Here is a 19,546-nt window from a genome sequence, read left to right as displayed (position 1 = left end):
AAATAGGAAGGCCGCCACAATCCTGTGACGGCCAAGTAGTGCCATATTCAGTTGTAGTAAATCAGCCCATATTGCCGACCTGTTTGTTCAGATCTCCATCGCTGTCACCGGTGGACTGCTGTACATTGCCGGGAACAACCCAGCCAAACACCGGATCATATACAGCTCCATTTCCGTTGCTGGAGCCTGGAACCGGCTCATTGCTGGGCGGCGCTTGCTCGGCGGGCGGGGCAGTGACCTCCGGAACTGACGGGTCGGGATTGACGGTATGCTCCTGACCAGGATCTTTGATTTCGGTCTTACCTTCCGGCACCGGAGGAGGCGTTTCTTCAAGCTTTTCAGTATCGGTGAAGTCGATCACAACCTCATCCTCCGTTTGGGAGGTTACTTTGGGATATTCTTCTTCGGCATCTGTGGACTGGCCGGGAGCATAAGCATCTGCTCCATTATCACCATCTGTCTGTGTGCCGCCATCTGACCAAGCGCCGGTGACGCTGCTGGGTGGGGATTCATCCGGTCTAAAATCTCCGGTACGGTCGCGGCTTACGAACCAGCAGACACCCAGAATAGTGACACAGAGGAGAGCCAGCGAGGAAACAATAAAGCCTTTGGATTGGAAAAACTCCTTCATATTTTACATACACTCCTTTTTTGCTGTTATATAAAGCCTATACGGTAGAATGTGCCGGGCTTTCAACAGTATTGTTAGAATTTTGTGTTGTGGTAGCCTGTCAGCTCCACCCGTTGGGTGATAGCCGGATAACTGTGACCGAACATCTGCACATAGAACTCCACATCACAGTAAAAGATGTACTCAACCCGTCCATCCTCTACATTGAACTCCAGACTGATGTTGGAAACCTTGTAATCCTCCGTTGAAAGCGGAATCTTGGAGTCCAGGCCGCCTGCCACTGTAGCCTCCAGCATGTCGGTATAGTCACTGCTGGAGTAAAGGGTATTTAGGTACTCTTCAAAGTTGGTTTCACGCTGGGAGCGGTAGGTGTCTGCATAAATCGTGCCGCTGAGGTTATTTAACTCCATTTTAGCGCCGTTGCGGATGTTGATGCAGGTGATCCGGATGGAAGCGTACAGGAGCAGGAAGGAAATCAGCATCACGATACCTACCACAAAAAAGCAGGCGAAAAAGGTGATCTCGCCCCGTTCGTTTCGCAGCGGCTGTTTCAGCCGCAGGAATATACGTTTCATAGGTCACCTCACTTCCAGTAGTGCTCACTGACGCCGCTGCCACGGGCAACCACTGTGATGTTTACCAGGTCAAAATTCCAGAACCCGCCCAGTTTGGCATCTCCCTCGATAGTAATGAAGAAGGGGGTGCCCAACTGGATGGCATTTGTCATACCGGATGGCCTGGGTGATGTGTAGGTAGCGTCAATGGAGTAGGAAATATTTTCGGCTCCTTCGATCTGAGAACTCAAAAATTCAAACAGCTCATCGGTCTCGCCGTTGACGCCGCCGGAAAGCTGGATTTGTTTGACCATCTGATCGGCGGCATGGTCAAGTTCCTGCTTGGTGGAAATGATGCTGAACAGGTCGATAATGAAGGCCAGCAGCAGGACAGCGATGAAGATAAAGACCACCGTACTGAAATAGTTGGCCTCGCCCCGCTCGTTGTTCAGCATTTTCCGGGCTTTTTGAAAGAGAATAGAAACCACCACCTTTACTGAAATTGAAAACAGCCGCTCCAAACCGGAGCGGCTGCTATGCAAAGTTTTGACTGTATCAAGTATAACAGATATGGATTTACGGCGAAAGGGCAGGACTGTGCCAATGTAGAGACAATTTTGTGCCAACCATGTTTCTTTGAAACATTACAGCAGTGATTCCACCAGCTGATAGATGTCGGTAAATGGATTGACAGCAATTCCAAACGGTTTGCTGCTGTCATTTTGAAGATGGTATTGCTCTACACGTTTGGCGTTCTGAATCGCAATGGCTGTATGCTCTGCTAACTGGTTATATACATCGCCAGCTTTCTCATAATCAGGGAGATAAGTGGTCAATGCGTTTTTCACTGCGGGATAGTCTTTGAAAAATTTGGTGGTGTACTGGAAATGCAACAGATACCAAAATTCAAAGCAGGGATTGGAGAGTGCAATCTGAATCCCCTTCGCATCTGCCATTTTCCTTGCCTTGGAGAGCAGACTGTCCTTTGCAGTGATGGGGTCAGGGTTGTTGTAGTTCACATCTCCATCTGCAACTACCCATACAGAGTCTCCCTCTGATACGGAAATCTGATTTTTGTTCTGATATTCCACGGCTTTCCTGATCAGGCTGAGGTAATCAGTTTCACCTCCGCTGGTGCGGCTGCCGACCACACGAATATCAATGTTTGTCTGACGGTTGCGGTAGTGTTCAAAATACTTAGGCTCAGTTTGAGAACCCTCCGTTACAATCAGAATGACAGGCTTTATTTTTCTGCGTCGCTGTCCACGCTTTTCAATTTTTCCACGTGCCATTTTACAGCCCTCCCTTGATAAAGGGGATCGCACCATAACGGCCAATCAGATAGCCCTTCTCCACCTTGGCATCCTTGCGGATGGAAAAATCGTAAAGGGAGAACAGATCGGTAGCCGCTGTTTGCTCGTCTTTTTCGGTAAACCAAATCTGATCTCTCCTCAGTACATCCAGGTCAAGAAGATTGGTGTTGTGTGATGTGAAAATCAACTGGGCTCCATTTGGATTGAACTCCACGCTGTTAAAAAGCGAGACCAGATGCTTTGTCAGAAGAGGATGCAGATGAGCGTCCATCTCGTCAGCGACAAGAAGGGTTCCTTCATCTAGCACCTTTTTTACAACACCGATCAGTTTGAAATAACTGTTGGTGCCATCAGATTCCTCTGCCATGTTCAGCGCGTAGGAAGAAGTATTTCCCTCTGTATCCTGTACCGTGTGAATGGCCTCAATATTGGTAAAGATATCATTGTGCTGAGAAGGAGCGGGTTCTGCATCACGCATCTGAAGGGACTGTATGCCAAAATCTGCAACACGCAGCATAGAGGCGATCACATGCCGGTAATCATCATCTTTGAGTTGTTCTGCTTCAAGGCCGTAGGCATCTGCAACAGAATTTTTCGTGATGATCTGGCAGGAAGCAAACCATTCCAGAACCGGAATCACTTTGGAATAGCTCCAGTTTGATGCGACAGACAGATAGAGCTTGTTGGCCGAAGTGCGATCCTTGAGAGTGTTTTGTTCATCGACATCAACGGTAAAGCGAAAATCTTTTGTGTCTTTTCGCTCAAAAATGAGTGCCTGCCTGCCATTGGGATAGTAATACAGATATTCTTCGATAACAGCTTTGTCTGTTACAGAAAAGCCATACGCATATCGGATGCCATTTGTGGTGAAGATGACCTCAAAGCTGCTGGGGCGAGAGGGTGTTTCCCGGTCAAACTTGAACGGCGAACGCTCAATGGTTTTGTGGAGCTGCTGGTTATGCGAAGTCAGCACATAATTTACCATGAACCAAAACGCATTCAAGACATTGGACTTTCCGGAAGCATTGGCGCCGTAAATCACGGCAGACTTCAAATGCTTTTTGTTTCCGTCCACAATCAGGTGCTCCGGATGTTCGTTATCCTTACTGGCAAGCAGGGATAACACGACATTATCTTTGATAGAGAGAAAGTTCTCTACACTAAATTGAATCAGCATAAAACCAACCTCCTAAATCCTTGCTATAATATATTATATCCGCGTTTTTGTGAAAAATCAACGCAAATGAAAAATAAAAATCTATATAGAGGGGTTAAGAGGATAGTCGTGTGGAGAGGATATGTGGTTGTCAATCAAAAATGACAACCACACATTAAATTACACATAAGTAATGTGCGGCTGTCAAAAATCTAATATAAAGAAAGTGGCGAGCCAATGATAGAAGGCAGCCTGGGAAGCAGTTTATTTTGCTCCCCAGGCTCTTTTGCTTACAGGTTTTGGCGGATGATCCGAGTGATAATACCTACGGCCACACCCCGCTCCATATCCAGACGGGTGACGGCAAAAGATACATCGTCCTTTTTGCCGGGCATCCGGTAGTCATAGCAGGAGTGGGCTACCGCATTGACGCCATTGGAGAGGCGCACATAGACAACGCCCTTGTGGACATCTGTGACACGGCCGGCATACTTGCCCTGGATACGGCACTTCTGCAGGTTGTCCCTGTCGGTGTTCTCGGAAATACTCTTGATGTCAGCCTTGATGCCCAAGTCCTCCAGACTGTTGCGCCGCACACTGAGAATACGGACCAGAACCTCATCGCCTACGGAAAAACGCTCATGGGCGTCACCGATCCAGTCCCAGGCAAGGTCACGGGCAAGGATGGAGGTTTCAACGCCGAAGACTTCCACGCGCACAACCTTTTCGGCCACTGCAATCACACGCGCCTGGACGATGCGCCCCTCATAGACACGGTACATACCGGCAGCATCCGTATCCAAATAGAAAATCTGGCGTTTGCGCAGCATGGCCTCCTTGCGGCTGGCAACTACGCTGCGGGTCTTGGAGTCGATACCACGCACGATGAAGTCAATGTCAGCACCGAGCATGTTGCCAAGGATCTTATTTTGGCGCAGCATAAGGTCAGCGTATTCCTGACCGGAAGGGCTGCGACCCAGATTGATCATCATTTCCTTGATAGGGATAATGACACGGAACCCCTTGTAATCCACAACTGCCACCGTCTTGCGGTTGTCCAGCTGTTCAATGCCGCCCAGCTTGCCGGTGATGATCTTGCGGGTGCGGTAGGCATTATGGATTTCATGCCAGATTACATCATCACGGTCTTCGGCAGTCTCAACATCATCCCGGCTGCGGATGGTAAGGACGGGGGCCTCGCCGCGCTGGGGGCGGGGCTGACGCCGGGGAGGAGGAGTGGGTGCAGGAGCGGCAGCTTCCTCCACGGCAGGAACGTCAGGCTCCACAGCAGGTTCCTCCGCAACAGAAATGGTTTCGGCTGTATCCGGCGACTCTGTTGTTTCGGCAGGAACTTCCTCTGTAAAAGTTTCTTCAGGAGCAGCAGCTTCTTTCTTCTTTCGGCTGGTACGCTTGGGCTTGGGAGGTGCAGGGGGTTCCTGCACAGCGTCGGCGTTATCTTCGTAAACATCAGGCGGCTGCACATCAGAGTCTTCCGGCATATCAGTGGGAGCAGCGCTTTGATCGTCTGTTTCAGCAGGTGTATCCCCGAACATTTCCTCCTCGGTAAGTTCAGGAAGGGGATCCTCAGCCATATCTTCGGCAGATGTGTCCTCCTGGGGCTGATCCATCTGCCCCAGCAGTTCGTTCAAATCCAGACCATCGCCAGCGTCTGCAGGAAGGGATTCAGGTTGAGCGGTATCGGCCGGCAGAGTTTCGTCTTCCGACATAACGGTTTCGGTAACAGGAGCGTCCTGTTCCAGAAGTTCTTTTTTCTTGGTTGCCATAGATTAAAACCTCCTATGAATTTGATAGTTTTGTTCAAGACAGGATGGAATCCTTGTCTGTGGTAATAATGCCTTCCGGCGTACCAGCAGATTTGGGAGCCGGAGCCTCTTTGGGTGATTTATCTGTGGGGGATGCCGGCTTTGTGGCTTTGCGCTTTGCCTGTTTCTTTGCTGCCGGAGCCGGTTTCGGAGCGGGCTGCGGTGTTTTGGCGGCTTCTTCTTCCAAGCGGCGCCATTCCGGTACATGGGCAGATGCTTTGCAGGAACGCAGGTACTTGGCTTCCGGGTGTTTGGAGTAATCCATTTTGTCTACCTGCAGAACCTTCTTGCCGCGGATGATGATGAGCGCCTGATCCAGAGGGAGCCGCAGGACTTCATCAGGAGTAAGTACAGGGCGTTTTCCAACACCGGAGGTCTCACGAAACTCCGGTGTATAGTTGGAGATACGCCAGGTGCCTAGCTGTTTGGATTTACTGGATACTGCTACAGAGGCAAGCCCTGTCCTGGCAGAAATAAATTCGGCAGTAAGCTGGTCTGTACAGCCTAAAAACAACTGCGCGTCACAGTTTCCAATGATTTCCTGCCACAAATTCTGCGGGTATCTGTTCTGCAATCCTGCGAGATTTTGGAACACACAGGACATGGAGATATTCCGGGAGCGTATTACGCTGAGCCGGCGGGAGAGGTCTGGGATCGTGCCGCACGCTGTCAGTTCTTCCCCAAGGATATGGACAGGCACAGGCAGTTTGCCGCCCTCGCAGTTGTGGTCTGCATATCGCACCAGTTTGATGAAGCAGAAAGATAGAAACAGCGAGGCCAGAAAATCAAAGGTGCTGTCCTGGTCGCTGGTAACGAGGAAGTAGGCACAGGGCTGCTGCCCCGGAAGCTCCAGATCGATCTCATTCTTAGCGGTAATTTTTTTGATCAGTTCAGACTGGAATACCTGCAGGCGGCTGCCCAGACCGATAATCACGCCGCTTCGCACTGTGTCGCTGGCCTGCTTGAACAGGCTGTAGGGTGCTTTGGCAGGGTGCGTGGAAGGAAGCGCCTCGAACAATGTGTCAAGTTGGGATTCTCCATTGAGGGTCAGCAGCTGGTAGACTTCGCCAATGTTGCGGTTTTCTTCCGCATAGCCTTGATCCACATACAGTACCAAGGCCTTGAGCAGATTCATCTCGCAGGCATCCCAGAAATGGTCGCTCTTGCCGTTGTTTGTGGTGTTCTTGATGATGACATCTACAAAAAGCTGGGCCATTAGTTCCTGTCCCTCAACTTCGGCAAGGCAACACCAGGAATCTGAGTTTTCAGGCGAAACGAGGTTGAATACCTTGACACAATAGCCCCGGCTGCGGAGAAATTCGCTTGACTTCTCGTACAATTCCGATTTGGGATCGCAGATGATCAATGATTCTCTGGCGCCATTTTCGCCTCGGACAGTGGCCTGAAGGATACGGTTCATACAAAACGAACGGGTTTTCATGGAACCACTGGCGCCGTAGACTGCCAGATTGCCGTTGATTCTGGTATCTTCCGGTATGCAGACTGCTTTGCCATCCAGCATACCCAGTACAACACCCTTGTGTTTTCGCAGATCGGGCACCAGATCCAGTACGCCGGACATCTCTTTGCGGGACATCCAGCCGGAGGTGCCATAAGTGCCTTTGGCGGAGTAGGAGAAATTACGGTCTTCATCATACTCGCCGGCATCACCATATCCCATGCGCATGACCATGATGAGCAGCACTGCTAACAAGCCAATGCAGATCAAGATGCCATACACGCCATAAGGCGGTCGGAGCACAGAGGAAAGGCAGAGAAGGAAGTCGGGCGAAGCGGCCAGCGGTGAAGTACCATCGCCGGGAATACCGCCGCCCTGTTTCCAGGTTGCATAGTTACCCAAAAGCTGCGCCAGAAAGCCGCCTGCGTATAGGATTGTAAGAGTGGCAAAGGGCGCTGCAATCAGGCTCACAATCAGTTTTTTCTTGTTTATGGGAACAACCTCCCCTCGAATTTTGTGAAGTCGATGGTCTGGAAGCGCACTTGGGAACCACAGTAGCTGCGAAGTACCTCTGCCTGGAAGTCAAAGCAGATCAGTGTGCCCGGGCGCTCGGATAGTTCGAGAGAGGTGTTAAAGCGTGCGATACGGGGCAGATCGCAGAAATAGCCAAACAGGACTGGTGAGCCATCCGGTGAAATGCCGTCATGCTCAATAGCCAGTCCGGGCTGCCTCGCAGTAAGACCTTGGAGCAGAATGCGATCCAGCTCCGCAGTTTTCCCAGGGTCGCACAACAGTGCAAGTATCACCTCCCCCTGATGGTCGTTGGTAAGATAAAGAAAATGCTCATAGCTGCCATCCAGCATGAAGAAATCATGTTTGCGTCCTCCGGTGCTGGTCAAAATCTGGTAAGCCAGATCCATGCTGTTGCCCAGAATCAGTCCATGAACATCCTCATGGCGAAACTGTGGGGACAGGCGCTGTTGGCAGATTACGCTCCAAATCAATGCCTTGACCCGCATTTCCGATTTGTAGCGCCACTTCATCAGGGCGCTGCTGCTGTTGTAGGTCACGAAGATGCCGGAGGGCGCAAGGAGTATTCCAGTGGAGCGGGAACTGCGGATCTTCGTGGTGTCGATCCCCATTTCTTTCACTTCTCTGGAACTGAAAAAAGCAGGATAGACAATCCTGCCGCCAGCGTAACCCTCCGGCGCAAAAATTGCCGGTTTTTCATCCCGATACACACATACACCCGCATTATCCATGGTCACATAGGTTTCTGCCAGGCGGTGTAGCCGGAGTCTTCGGTCAATTTCGCATTTCAAACGGTTGGTGTCGGTATCTCCCGTCAGGTAGCTGGCAAACCTGTCCGGTCGGCTTTCCAGCAGAGTGGCTTTGGCTCGCGGCCCCAGACGGTAGCCGCGCAGTTTATCCCGGTAATAGGTACGCAGCAGCCCGTCTTTTTTCAGTGCAGTGACAACAGACTCCAGATAATATGGACTGCCGGGAAGTCTGTTAAGCTGGTCTGTGGGGAACTCGCCGGAGATGGCAGTCAGAGAGAGAAGCTTGTACGCCATCGTGTCTGGCTGTGGGAATTTCCCAAGTGATCACCTCCTTGTGGTGTGTGGCTTTTACCGAGACTGCAAGGAACTTCGGTAAAAATCCGTGGTGTAACGACAGAAAAAAGCCCCGAAATCCGGGGCGAAATACGATGTTGCGGCAGGTCGGACAAGCAATGGCTGAAAATGCTCAAAAATCCGAGATGGATTTTAGGGTGTTTTCATGCTCAGCAAGCCAGGCGGGAAACCGCTTTTTTTCCATGACACTGATTCTGGTACAGTCCTTTTCGCCCAGCGCAGCGGTGTTGTAGGCATCGCAGAGCAGGCCGGTATCGTCAGCCATGACGAAGGTGGAGAGGACATCCAGAAGCTGCTTTTCTTCCAGATTGTCGTAGTCACGGATACGCCGGGTGGGAAGGCACTGGTCATAAACCTGCGTAAAGCACACCACACAATCGCTGAAGTGGGGCATGGGATGCTCTTTGGCGTATTGCTCCAATGAGAAGTAGAACGGGTCGAGCAGAAACTCAGTGTTTTGCCTCTGCTTGCGTTTTGGGAGCAGGCCAGGCAGGGTGACATCCAGTACACCGTCCTCATAGACAACCTCAATTCCGTGTACAATACCGGCGGATGTCAGGTAATCGCCTTTGCGGATGGTGGTGCTGGAATATATCAAATGCCGCAGCCTGCAGGCAATTTTCTCTGCTCGCAGGGCGGCATCAGTGGATAAGACTTCATAGTTGTCCGGATAGCGCTGAATATCCGTGGTATCCATCGCGTAAAGAGCATTGCTCAAACGGGATATATCATCAAGAATGCTTCCAATCCGGTGTGAGATGATTTTTCGTTCCAATCAAGTTCCTCCTGTTTTTTTAAAGTAATGCACCTGGCCCGCTGCATCCACGGTGCAGAAACCGGAAATGCCAGGGCAGTCAATGCGGCGAATGTCTTCCGGATTATCGATCAAAATGATGCGGCGTCCACCGCTGCGGTCATCCCGAAGCGCATGGTTGATTAGGGCCTCCTGGCCGGAAGCTGCGTAGACGATTTCGTATAGTTCACCGTTTGCAAAGAAGATAAGCTTGACCGGAAAATCACCGGGAGCATGGTATTCCACCTGCCCGATAAAATCCAAGAGTACCCAGGCAGCCCGTATCAGGGAGCTGTCCGATTTTGCTGCCCAACCAGACGGAAAGTAACCGCCTGTATCAGTTTGAAAAATACGGCCCTGCTTTTGCAGATGGGAGAGCAGGGTCTTGATGATTTCTTCTTTGCCAGGGTGAAAGCAAAGAAGCTGCTGCATATTGAGACCGGGATACATCGTGACGATCCGCAGCAGAGCCGCAGCTTCATTTCCATAGATTTCAGCCCTGGTCTTCATGGGTATCACCTCCAATGGCGTAATATAGGCGTATTCAAGACGCATTAAATAGGAAGGAAAGCCAGTCAGTGTAAGCCCAAAGGATGATCTGGCTGGCAAAACTGGCTTTTAGGCGTAATACAGACGCAAAGCAGACGCATAGCGGCGTCTGGCAGGAAAGTTGCACATGGGAATCACCTCGCCTTTCAAATTGTTATATCTGCTGTTCGGCAGATGTGGATTGTTCACGGCGTTTTCGCTCTACGATTTCACGCAGCTCGCGGCGGTCGGTAGTGATCAGATCCTTTTCCAGGGGGCTGGCTTTGAACTCCACCATAATATTGTTGTTATTGGTAGAAATCAGACCGTGACCTCTTTCAAAGTGAGTGATCTCCATTGTTTCAGCATCGGACAGGTGCAGGGCTTCCTGTACCCGCTGGGCTTCGTCGTCCTCCAGATTCAGAATAATCTTGGTCTTGGAGTTGTTGATGATGCCCTTACCAAATCTGCCGCCGTCAAGGTCAAAGAAATCGGCAAGATCCTGGCTTGCAAAAATCGAGGCGCCGCCGTAACCGCGTATGGTTTTGGCAATTTCCAAAAGAAAATCGCCGGCCAATCTTACACCAGCAGCACCGGCACCGGATAGAAGCTGCCAACACTCATCAATGAAGATGGCTTTTTCTTCTGTACGGTCGGCTTTGGCTCTGTCCCAAACAAAGTCCAGCGCCACAAACATACCTACGGTGAGCAGGTCTCCGGTGAGGGAGGAAATATCCAAAACAGTGTACTTGTTGTCGAGCCGAACATTGGTCTGCTTATTGAAGGTGCTGGCGCTTCCGTTTACCAGACGGTTTAGGATGTGGGCCATGCGCATCGTTTCCTTGGAGGTTTTCAAAATTTCGTACAGGTCACCAAGCACCGGCATCTCACGGTACTGGCCGGGCTGTGCAGGGTCTTCCAAAGAGGCGTTATCATGAGTGATGCCTTTTGTGTTATAGGTACGAACAAGGGCTTCGTCCAAAAGCTGTCGTTCCTCGTGAGACATATCGGGGATCAGCAGACTGAAAAATATGTGGAGCTGCTGGATCTTTGCTGCAAGTTCAGATAACTGGATGCCTGGACCGTCCAGAAGTTCATTCACCGAGCGGTCTACCCGCCGAATCTCCATGACATTGATGCAGTGGGGACTGGCCGGTGAAATCTGGATAAAGGAGCCGCCCACATTGGAGCAGGCGCGATGGAATTCATGGCCTTTTAGGGGCGCAACAATGAAAATGGGGATATTTTTCCGCCTCATTCGCAGCGCCATCAACTGCATGGTAAAGGTTTTGCCGGCTCCGCTCGTGCCAAGGATCGACATATTGGCGTTCTTATAGACCGCAGAATTGAAGATGTCCACGATGATAAGGGAACTGTTGTACTTGTTGACACCCAGCAGGATACCGTTATCATCACACATCTCATAGGATGTAAAGGGATAACAGCTTGCGGCACCGCCTGTCAGCAGGTTGCGCTTACCCCGCTCATACAGTTTCTTTTCCATTGCCACCAATGGCAGGGCAGATAAAAACGCCTGTTCCTCCCGAAAATGGCAGGTGCAGGCGTTCATGTCTTGTGAGAGCAGGAGCTTCTTCATTTCGCTGACCTTCCATTCCAAGTCTTCCTCGTTGGAGGCAGTAATGGTAATCAGCAGATTCAAGTAGTAGAAGTCCTCGTTGTTGGCAAGGCCCTCTTTGAGAAAGTACCCGCTTCGGATAGCGCCATCAATGTCATCAAAGTCGGTGTTGGTGTCGCTGGCGTCCTTGATTTTGGAACGGTTGATACGCAGCTGCTGTCCGACTTTCTGGATGATGGTTTCTTTGGGCTGACGGGAGAGGAACATATCCATATCGATCCCGTCACCGGCATTGACGATAAGACTGAGCCAGCCGGCTGGAACCTGCGTTTTGTAGCCATCAGAGGGCACCAGCAAATAAGCATAATACAGACCGTCAATGCAGATATGGTGACCATGCGTGAAGTCAATGCTTTTTGGCGCACAGAATTCGGTGGCAGGGATATGGTCGATCTCACTGTCGCGCCCTTTGGCAAGGTACTCAGCCACAACCTCCTGTGCCCGGACGGAGAGCGGCTTTACAGCACTTTCATTTCTGCAGAGCAGGTTATAGAGGACATCTACCGTAAACTCATCCCAGTTTTCCGGAACGATGACCTCGTTACCGCACTGACGGAGGTAGTTGGTAGCAGTATGGACTGCACTTTGCAGGGCATTGATTGCCTCGCCTTCTTCATCAGAGCGCTTGGTGTTGCTCCACGGCTCATATTCAAAAATCAGGAAGAAACGTCGGGTAATTGCCTCACGGGAACCGATCTGCTGAACGAACTGGAGGTAGTCTTCCTGCATGAGCAGACACTGTTCATTGGTCTCCTGTTCCATCTCCTTCCGAACGGTATCCAGATGGCGGTTGATCTCTGCCCGGCGTGTCAGTACCTTGATTTGCAGCTTGATGGGGCTGATTTTCAAGTAGGATACAAAGGAATAGATGATGTTCCGCTGTTCCTGGGCGCTGCGCAGCATAAAATTGATGGGTACTACCTCGACGACCTTGACATAGCGGTGGTCTTTCGTGTAGATGATGCCGTTTTCAATTTTGGAAATCGGCAGATAATCTGCTACCGGGTTAAGGCAGGCGGGCTTCGGCTCCTGAGTGCGGATAGGGCGTTTTACTTTGCGCTCCTTGGAGACCTTCTTTTTTTGCTTGGCGGTTTTCTTCTCTTTGGCAGGCTTCTGCTTTTTCACAGGACGGAGTTTTTGGCGGATCTCGTAGCCACGAACTTCATCAAACTCCGCTGGGAAATCCTCTCTGCCGGAGCGCCGTGACCGCCTGGGAGCCTTATCGGGCTTGTGTACCTTCTTTTTGATATGCTTGCCGCCATGCTCTGCCGCAGGAACCGCATCTTCTGCGCTGTTACCGCCTACAATGCGGCGATTTCGCAGGTACTTTATGAAAATCAGCAGAAAAGAGGAAAGGCTCTCACCGGAAACTCCGATAAGCGCCACCAATGCTGCTGGCAGTGCGGTCAGGCACAAAGCGATGATACGGGCAGTCAGGCCAAGAGGGAGCAATGAAAAAACCGGCACACCAATGGCAAATGCCAGGATGCCGGCTTCAATCACATTGCGGGCTTTGAACATACCACCGAAGAAGGTGCCTGACTCGATGAAATTCGGTGGTATTATGTAGGTATCTCGGTCGATTTTATGATTCATGATTAACCTCGTTTCCGAAGCCGGGCGGGCACATCAGCCGATAATCCAGAACGGACCGCCAGCTCCAGCGCGCCGGCTGGCCTCATTTAAGATAATGGACAGATCCCAGAGCTGTTCGCTCCGTGTGTAACTGGCAGGGTCAGCCACCATGATCTTGCCGTCTTTTACGCCACGCAGGACAATGAAGTGACCGGAAGAGGTAAAGTGGCCTTCAGACATGATTGCTACTACCAGTTTACCATTAGCCAGTGCGTCTGTGATGCGCTGTGGTTCCGCAGTGGTACAGCCGGAAACCGGAAGCCCCCATTCCCCAGCGGCGGCAGGTATCAGCGCATGGTAAGAACCACTGCTTTTACACCAGTAGCCGTTGTTGTAAGACCACTCGGCCATCTCCACAGGGTTAACCATATCGTCCGTCAGAGAGGACACCACGATTGCCATAGCGGTAGGGCCGCAGCCATAACCGCCAATATTGTCCGTACCATATGCTTTACCGGCATAGCGTTCATCCAGTTGATTGTAGTAAACAACAGGTGTGATCCCGTCGGTGAAAGTAACATCGCCCAGAGCGGTGATGCTGTTTCCGGTCCACGCTTCCAGATTTTGCAGCAGACCATCGCCCAAGAACAGGCTTAGGTTGGAAGCGTAATCAGATGCAAGCTCCTTTTGGTCATCGGTAAGCTGGAATACAACATCAGAAAAATAGGACTCACCGTTGTAACGGACAGTATAGACCATCCATGTTTCGGACACCGTTGTTTCTTCCCCAGTCTCCGGATCAGTCACGGTGCTCTCACGAATCTCTTGCTTGCTGGTGTAGGAATATAGATGCTGCTTGTTTTCCCGCAGGGTGGCGGCAAGGTCATTCAGAGAAATGCTTTCAAAATCCTTGTCTTTGGCCGCACAATACTGAGAGATAAACAGGTTGGCGTTATAAATGGGACCGCCGGAATAGGCATTTTTGACCTCCATATGGTCGGCTCCCGATGCCGCAAAGTCAGCTTCGATCCGGGCAAGTACATCATCCAGTGCCTCGCCCAAGATGCCGTTGAGGGTAAAGGTGATCTCGTTGGCGTTCTCAATAATCGCTGTTTCGCTATTCAAAATCGGAATTTCGGGGTCAGATGGCGAAAAAGCATTGGTCAGTCCGCCGAAAATAAGCCCGGGGAGCATGAGAACAAATAATACCGGCAGCATAAGCAGGGCAATGACTGCCACAATGATTTTTCCGATATGCTTCCGACCTGCCCACACTGCGCCTGCAACTGCACCGTAAGGACCGCCTGCGGCAGCGCCTTTGGCAGCGGAGGAAATAGCTTTTCCGGTTTTGATTGCGCCGCGGATGGTATGCGCTGCGGAGGCGCCGGTCTCCACAGCTTCGGAAAAACTGCTTTTTTGATCTTCTGGCATTTATATCTTGTCCTTTCTCCTCGGGGCTGGAGGCAGCTTTTTGACAATGGATTCGTTGAAGGCGATAGAACCGTCAGGAGCCATATAGGGCGATTTGTCAACAGCATCCACAGCGTACTGCTTATACCATGCTGTGCCATCCACGGCATGAACGGTGGTGTACTGGCCTTCCGGGGCAACATATTGGTCTGCGTGGTACATACCAAAGGAGATGCCTTCGGGATGTTCCGCAGTCACTTCTGTGCCGGTGATGCGGCCGCCGCCAATTTCGACATTTTGGAAGGTCGGAACATTTTCAGCTCCGGATTCCAGTGCCGCATATCCCATGTAAGAGTGCAGGGCTTCGGCGGCTTTTTCACCGGAAATGGAACCCATCTGGCTGATACTACCCGTGGCTACGCTGCCGATTACATTGTTGGCAAAATTGCCGCCCTTACTGACGGAAGAAGCGTACATATGGCCGCCGATCCCTCCGGCTGCAGCATCGCCTAAAAGACTGCCAAGACCAGAAGGCTTGGAGCCGGGAGTTGTGGTGGCTGTCTTGATGGCGCTGTTTGTGACTTTTCGGCTCACCACTCCAGCAAGACCGCCGCTGGCAAACCCTGCCCCAAAGCCGCCGCTGCCTTTACCACCGTTTGCGTTGACATTGGTGGAACTGCTGTTTCTCCCGCCGCCAAAGTGGTGACTGGAAAAGTTCTTGATGCCGCCGATGCCTCTGGCAGCAATCATAGCCTCAGCCAGCATGCTGCCGCCGGTATGTCCTACATTGACACCAAGACTGGAGAGGAAGGAATCGATTTTCTGGCCGACTTTGAGAAAGCCGATAGCACAGAGAAACCAGATAAACACATTGCCGGAAACGGCTTCTTTTCCCACAGCGTCTACCTGAGCCTGCACATCGCTTTCGGAGATAGCGGCAAAAGCCGGCTGGCAGAGCAGGCAGGAGAGAATTGCGACTGTAAAGGCCGCAAACAAAAATTTTTTGAGTTTCTTCAAGGATAAGACCTCCTTACAACGAAAGCGGGTTCGCAAGGAAGGACCCCACCATGCTTGTGAACAGGCGCAGGCACCAGGCGTTCATGACCAATAGGAAAATTTGACCGCCAAGCATCCGGCACCAGGATTTCCAGATGTTTGCTGTGGTCTGGCTGGCGCCCATAGAAAAAGCCACAGGAGCCGTGTAGACCAGTACACCGAGCAGCACATACCGTTCGGCTGCCTCGAACAGAAGTTTTAGGTAGTTCCAGGCCAGGATGAGAACCAAAATCAAGGTAATCAGCGCCACAGCCCCATTGGCACACACACCGATGATGACCAGCATCACGGAATTGAAATCTGCAAAGCTTAATGCAGGAAGGTCGGACTCCATGATCCAGTGGTAGGGGGTGCCGCCGATGGTAAGAACAATATTGACGATCTCATCTGAAAAGAGCGTCAGCAGGATAAAAATAACGGAACGGATACTCAGCTTTACCGGGTCTTCTGCTTCCACACCTGCGCCAAGACCGAAGTTTTTGAATAACTGCCAGACCCAGTTGAGCAGGATGATCCCGATTGCCAGAGCCACGAAAACAGAGTACATAGTCTCTGCTGCGGGAAAATAACGCAGAAATACAGCCATATCACAGCCCAGCGCACCCAAAACCGATGTGGTCACCAGATCAAGACCGGCCATTACCTGTTCTGCGATCCATTCCACTATGCCGTCTAAAATGCCCATAAATGCAAGCCTCCTTTCCGGCGAGCAGTCAGACGGTCAATCAGCCTGTCCATTGTCCGCCACTAAAGAGCGGCGTCACATACGCCATGATAAAGCCCAAGCCATTGAGGATAGCCCAGGTGATACAGATTCGTTTGAGCCAGGCGCGGCTTTCATCCACCGTCCGTCCGGAACGGGAGAAGTTCATGAGCAGCAAGGCTACCGAAGCAGTGACGATGGCGGCGATAGTGGAGATGGCAAGGATTTGGGTGTATACATCCTGCATGATCTCTTTGGCCTTGGTCCATACATCTGTTGCCGCATAAGCCGGCTGGCAGAACATCATGGACATCATCACACACAGGAAGGCGCTGTAAGCTACTTTGGGCAGCGAAAGCCTGCGCTTGGACTGGGTATCCGGCTCCTGAAGCTGCGGAGTTTGAGGGGTTTTCGTTTTCTTCAATTTGCGATCCTCCAATTCTGAATGATTTTTTGATGCTCAATAGGGAACAGAAAAACCCACACCTGTCAAAACAAATGTGGGCTTTCAAATGGCCGGGCGGCCATCTGGGCAGCAAAAAAGCACCCTGATGAAAGGTGCCGTTACTGTCCTGTTCGGTTTTGGGTGCAAGTTTGAGCATATTCAGTTTAACACATCGGTATTTACACTGAAAGAGCAGAACCATGCCAATTTTGTTCCCGAATTGTGCCAATTATTTGCCCGATTGTCCGGAAGGTGATTTTGTCTCTGGAAAGAACTGTTCCAGCATGTCTAAACTGTCCTTGGAGGTATAGCCCCAAAGGACGGAACTGAGGGCTTCAATAGCTTCCCGGCGTTTGCGGTAGTAGGTTCTGAAACTGATGTCACGAATATGCGGTCGTAGGGTCTCGATGATTTCCTCAACATTTTTGAGCTGCTGCGGCGAGAGGAAGGAGTAGTACAGCAGCCAGTAATATGCCTCACCGTTTTTGTGCTTGGTACGCAGCAATTCGATTGCGGAATCCAGCAGCTTGAGCATTTTGTGGCTGCGTTCAATGCATTTGGCATGATGCTCGATGTCGCTTCCGGCCAAATCAGCGCCAGCCAGATAGACTGAATCCAGAAAATCCTCAATGGAGGTACCATACTCAATCTCAAACTTGGTGCGGACATGCTGGACAGAAAGCTCCAGGCTCCACACAACATCTCGGTATTTTTTCAGCAGTTTCCAGGTATCATGGTACAGGGGATTATCAGCAACATCAGGTTCAACAAATTTTCTCATTTCAGGTTCCTCCTATTTTCGTGCTCCTCAGAGGGAGTGAGTGTAAGTTCAAAAGTGGCGATTGAAGTGTTTGTGCCGCAGAGGATGGTCAGACCAAAGTGGGCCGTGGATTTCCCTCGCGCACGCGGAATCAACTCTTCCCAGCAGTCGTCCGATAAGGGATATAACTTATAGCGGGAGAGCGGGCAAGAAAAGCAGGAAATCCCTTGCGTAGATAGGATGTCAGCCATCTTGCGGAGTATCGTTTCAATGTGCGATTTTGAAACGCTGGAAAGTGCATCCGAAACAATGACCTCATGCTCAGAGATGGAATGGCTCTCTTCGGTTTCAGCAGTTTCCGGAAGCTCCAGATGAATGTTTAAGGTCATGGCAACTTCCTCCTTGTCGATTAAAACATCGGAAATCTCAAACATGGTGGACAGGTAGTTCTGCAGGTAGATCACGCTTCCATGCCGGCCGGGAAACGACATGATAGAGATATACCCAAGACCGTCCAGCTTTTTCAGTATCCGGCATACGGTAGCGCGTGACAGCCCCCAGCGGCAGGAGAGTTCGGTATAACTGACCAACGGGTTTCCTGTACCATTGCGAAAATAGGCTACCGGACCGACCTCTGACCCCTGCACCTGCGTATCGTTGTAGACAGCGGATACCCACAGATCCAGAACGATGTCCATTTCAGAGCAGCGGGCAGAGCTGACCAGTTCCAGGGCAACAGAGACTGGCAGGAAGAAAAAACCGGTATCCTTTTGGCATGGGGCATTGTACTCCAGTGCGGAATTGTGGCGGGCCCAGTGGAGGATTTTATATTTGACTACATTGCCACGGCCCAGCAGTGTATAGGAAATCAAGTGCTGCTTCTGAAGGGTATCCAGCATGGACAGCGCCTGCCGATGAAAGCGGGTGCGGAACCAGCAAGACAGTTCCTTGACGGTGCAAACCCATTCGCCGGGCGAGACTGTATAACTGATCCCGTCAATACGGCGATATGAGGTGCGGAAGTTTGCATAGCTGCAAAGTACAGTAAAATGAAAAAGGCCGGAGCCTCCGTTTATGCGGATGCTCCGGTCGTTGATCAGTTTGTGGATGAACTCACGATAAATCCGGCATCGTGGGTAATCTACCACTTGTTTAATTTGAAGTTGGTATTCAGGCATGGCAGTCTCCTCTTTACTAATTATTAAAGGTAGGGAAATAAAAGTCATAAAATGTTTCAATAAAAACCGTTGACTTGGATGGGCTTGGAGGTTATCATATAATATGTATGCGTCTGCGATTAAACAAACAAGCCGTTCTTCATGTAGAGATTATGGTGGATACGGCATACTGGGATAGCATAGCAGAATGCTGCCATTCCTGTGCCAGTAATATGCCATAACAGACGCACTACAACTTTCTACAATTTTTCTACAACTTTTGAGGCGAAAAGGACGGCACAAGAGGACACAAGACGAATGAAAAAAGTTTCACGAATCGAGTATTGTGCGAGTTTTGAACCCTTACAGAGCGGCATGGGGCAGGATGGAGAGAGCAAAATTTTATTCCCGACAATGAAGTCGTTAGAAAAGTAAGAACCCAGTAAAACCAAGGGTTTCAGCACTTGGATGTACTAAAATATATAGTTGGTCAAGGGGTTTTGACCAAGATTTGACCAATTTTTGGCATAGTCAAAAAAAGATTAGTACAGGTTAGTACAGATTGCTTAGTCTGAAAAATTAAAGATTGTATTACTTAGAGGACATTTTCTAAAGAAATTTAGAAGATGTCCTTTTTTGCGTTATAGGAACAATTGAAATACCGAAAGGAGAATAGCATGGAACACACAAAGGCATATCAGGAATTTAAGAAGAATGGTAATACAAAGTTTGTAAGATATAGCGAAGGAGCAGAAATGTATCATATGGGCGTATCAAAGTTTATGCAAATGGCTAAGGATGCCAAAGCAATCTATAAGTTAGGTCAGTTAGTGCTTGTGAATTTAAAAATATTTGATGAGTACATTGAGACATTCCATATAGTTGATGATGAATTTTATAAGTAGGTGAAAAG

General features: G+C 50.4%; 18 protein-coding genes. 1 reads left to right on the top strand and 17 read right to left on the bottom strand.

The window, feature by feature from the left end:
* Positions 1-61 precede the first annotated feature (61 nt).
* The 17 genes from DW922_RS09540 to DW922_RS09460 form a co-directional block, all read right to left on the bottom strand.
* Positions 62-631, bottom strand: coding sequence for a DUF6550 family protein (locus DW922_RS09540; RefSeq protein ID WP_118523202.1), 570 nt, complete (start codon positions 629-631; stop codon positions 62-64).
* A gap of 74 nt (positions 632-705) precedes the next feature.
* A complete protein-coding gene (locus DW922_RS09535; protein WP_118523201.1) occupies positions 706-1,206 on the bottom strand; it encodes a hypothetical protein in 501 nt (166 codons plus the stop codon).
* 8 nt (positions 1,207-1,214) lie between these two features.
* The gene (locus DW922_RS09530; protein WP_333491448.1) at positions 1,215-1,706 is read right to left on the bottom strand and encodes a DUF4320 family protein; all 492 of its coding nucleotides are present in this window, start codon (positions 1,704-1,706) and stop codon (positions 1,215-1,217) included.
* A gap of 123 nt (positions 1,707-1,829) precedes the next feature.
* The gene (locus tag DW922_RS09525; RefSeq protein WP_118560360.1) at positions 1,830-2,477 is read right to left on the bottom strand and encodes an RloB family protein; all 648 of its coding nucleotides are present in this window, start codon (positions 2,475-2,477) and stop codon (positions 1,830-1,832) included.
* 1 nt (position 2,478) lies between these two features.
* Positions 2,479-3,675 carry an ATP-binding protein gene (locus tag DW922_RS09520; RefSeq protein ID WP_118523200.1) on the bottom strand — a complete coding sequence of 399 codons (1,197 nt, stop codon included), beginning with the start codon at positions 3,673-3,675 and terminating at the stop codon, positions 2,479-2,481.
* A 269-nt stretch (positions 3,676-3,944) separates the two neighbouring features.
* Entirely contained in the window at positions 3,945-5,438 is a 1,494-nt protein-coding gene (locus DW922_RS09515) for a S1 RNA-binding domain-containing protein (protein WP_118523199.1), read from the bottom strand.
* A 34-nt stretch (positions 5,439-5,472) separates the two neighbouring features.
* Entirely contained in the window at positions 5,473-7,407 is a 1,935-nt protein-coding gene (locus tag DW922_RS09510; RefSeq protein ID WP_118523198.1) for a VirD4-like conjugal transfer protein, CD1115 family, read from the bottom strand.
* 17 nt (positions 7,408-7,424) lie between these two features.
* Entirely contained in the window at positions 7,425-8,510 is a 1,086-nt protein-coding gene (locus DW922_RS09505) for a hypothetical protein (protein ID WP_118523197.1), read from the bottom strand.
* A gap of 172 nt (positions 8,511-8,682) precedes the next feature.
* Complete coding sequence (locus DW922_RS09500; RefSeq protein WP_118523196.1) at positions 8,683-9,345, bottom strand: DUF6100 family protein; 663 nt, start codon at positions 9,343-9,345, stop codon at positions 8,683-8,685.
* The gene (locus DW922_RS09495) at positions 9,346-9,873 is read right to left on the bottom strand and encodes a DUF5697 family protein (protein ID WP_182434831.1); all 528 of its coding nucleotides are present in this window, start codon (positions 9,871-9,873) and stop codon (positions 9,346-9,348) included.
* A gap of 193 nt (positions 9,874-10,066) precedes the next feature.
* Entirely contained in the window at positions 10,067-13,123 is a 3,057-nt protein-coding gene (locus DW922_RS09490; RefSeq protein ID WP_118523195.1) for an ATP-binding protein, read from the bottom strand.
* A gap of 33 nt (positions 13,124-13,156) precedes the next feature.
* Positions 13,157-14,533 (bottom strand): C39 family peptidase, encoded by a 1,377-nt coding sequence (locus tag DW922_RS09485; protein WP_118726449.1) that lies wholly within the window; start codon positions 14,531-14,533, stop codon positions 13,157-13,159.
* The gene (locus tag DW922_RS09480) at positions 14,534-15,529 is read right to left on the bottom strand and encodes a hypothetical protein (protein WP_006873391.1); all 996 of its coding nucleotides are present in this window, start codon (positions 15,527-15,529) and stop codon (positions 14,534-14,536) included. It lies immediately after the preceding gene.
* Between the two features lie 13 nt (positions 15,530-15,542).
* Positions 15,543-16,253, bottom strand: a complete 711-nt coding sequence (locus tag DW922_RS09475) for a hypothetical protein (protein ID WP_003499607.1) — start codon at positions 16,251-16,253, stop codon at positions 15,543-15,545.
* A 40-nt stretch (positions 16,254-16,293) separates the two neighbouring features.
* Positions 16,294-16,695 carry a hypothetical protein gene (locus DW922_RS09470; RefSeq protein WP_003499603.1) on the bottom strand — a complete coding sequence of 134 codons (402 nt, stop codon included), beginning with the start codon at positions 16,693-16,695 and terminating at the stop codon, positions 16,294-16,296.
* A gap of 250 nt (positions 16,696-16,945) precedes the next feature.
* On the bottom strand, positions 16,946-17,497 hold the full coding sequence (locus DW922_RS09465; protein WP_118480337.1) for a hypothetical protein: 552 nt from the start codon (positions 17,495-17,497) through the stop codon (positions 16,946-16,948).
* Positions 17,494-18,654 (bottom strand): hypothetical protein, encoded by a 1,161-nt coding sequence (locus DW922_RS09460; protein WP_025529819.1) that lies wholly within the window; start codon positions 18,652-18,654, stop codon positions 17,494-17,496. The genes DW922_RS09465 and DW922_RS09460 overlap by 4 nt, the downstream gene beginning before the upstream one ends.
* Before the next feature lie 656 nt (positions 18,655-19,310).
* Here DW922_RS09460 and DW922_RS09455 point away from each other — a divergent pair.
* Positions 19,311-19,538 (top strand): DUF6462 family protein, encoded by a 228-nt coding sequence (locus DW922_RS09455; protein ID WP_117813372.1) that lies wholly within the window; start codon positions 19,311-19,313, stop codon positions 19,536-19,538.
* Positions 19,539-19,546 lie beyond the last annotated feature (8 nt).

Source organism: Clostridium sp. AM42-4, assembly GCF_003480105.1.
Classification (GTDB): domain Bacteria; phylum Bacillota; class Clostridia; order Lachnospirales; family Lachnospiraceae; genus Brotaphodocola.
This window is presented reverse-complemented; position numbering and strand designations above follow the sequence as displayed.

Coding starts and splice junctions, on each gene's coding strand:
- DW922_RS09495 (WP_182434831.1), bottom strand. CDS start 9,873: ATGAAGACCAGGGCTGAAATCTATGGAAATGAAGCTGCGGCTCTGCTG.
- DW922_RS09515 (WP_118523199.1), bottom strand. CDS start 5,438: ATGGCAACCAAGAAAAAAGAACTTCTGGAACAGGACGCTCCTGTTACC.
- DW922_RS09475 (WP_003499607.1), bottom strand. CDS start 16,253: ATGGGCATTTTAGACGGCATAGTGGAATGGATCGCAGAACAGGTAATG.
- DW922_RS09490 (WP_118523195.1), bottom strand. CDS start 13,123: ATGAATCATAAAATCGACCGAGATACCTACATAATACCACCGAATTTC.
- DW922_RS09525 (WP_118560360.1), bottom strand. CDS start 2,477: ATGGCACGTGGAAAAATTGAAAAGCGTGGACAGCGACGCAGAAAAATA.
- DW922_RS09485 (WP_118726449.1), bottom strand. CDS start 14,533: ATGCCAGAAGATCAAAAAAGCAGTTTTTCCGAAGCTGTGGAGACCGGC.
- DW922_RS09465 (WP_118480337.1), bottom strand. CDS start 17,497: ATGAGAAAATTTGTTGAACCTGATGTTGCTGATAATCCCCTGTACCAT.
- DW922_RS09455 (WP_117813372.1), top strand. CDS start 19,311: ATGGAACACACAAAGGCATATCAGGAATTTAAGAAGAATGGTAATACA.
- DW922_RS09505 (WP_118523197.1), bottom strand. CDS start 8,510: ATGGCGTACAAGCTTCTCTCTCTGACTGCCATCTCCGGCGAGTTCCCC.
- DW922_RS09540 (WP_118523202.1), bottom strand. CDS start 631: ATGAAGGAGTTTTTCCAATCCAAAGGCTTTATTGTTTCCTCGCTGGCT.
- DW922_RS09520 (WP_118523200.1), bottom strand. CDS start 3,675: ATGCTGATTCAATTTAGTGTAGAGAACTTTCTCTCTATCAAAGATAAT.
- DW922_RS09535 (WP_118523201.1), bottom strand. CDS start 1,206: ATGAAACGTATATTCCTGCGGCTGAAACAGCCGCTGCGAAACGAACGG.
- DW922_RS09460 (WP_025529819.1), bottom strand. CDS start 18,654: ATGCCTGAATACCAACTTCAAATTAAACAAGTGGTAGATTACCCACGA.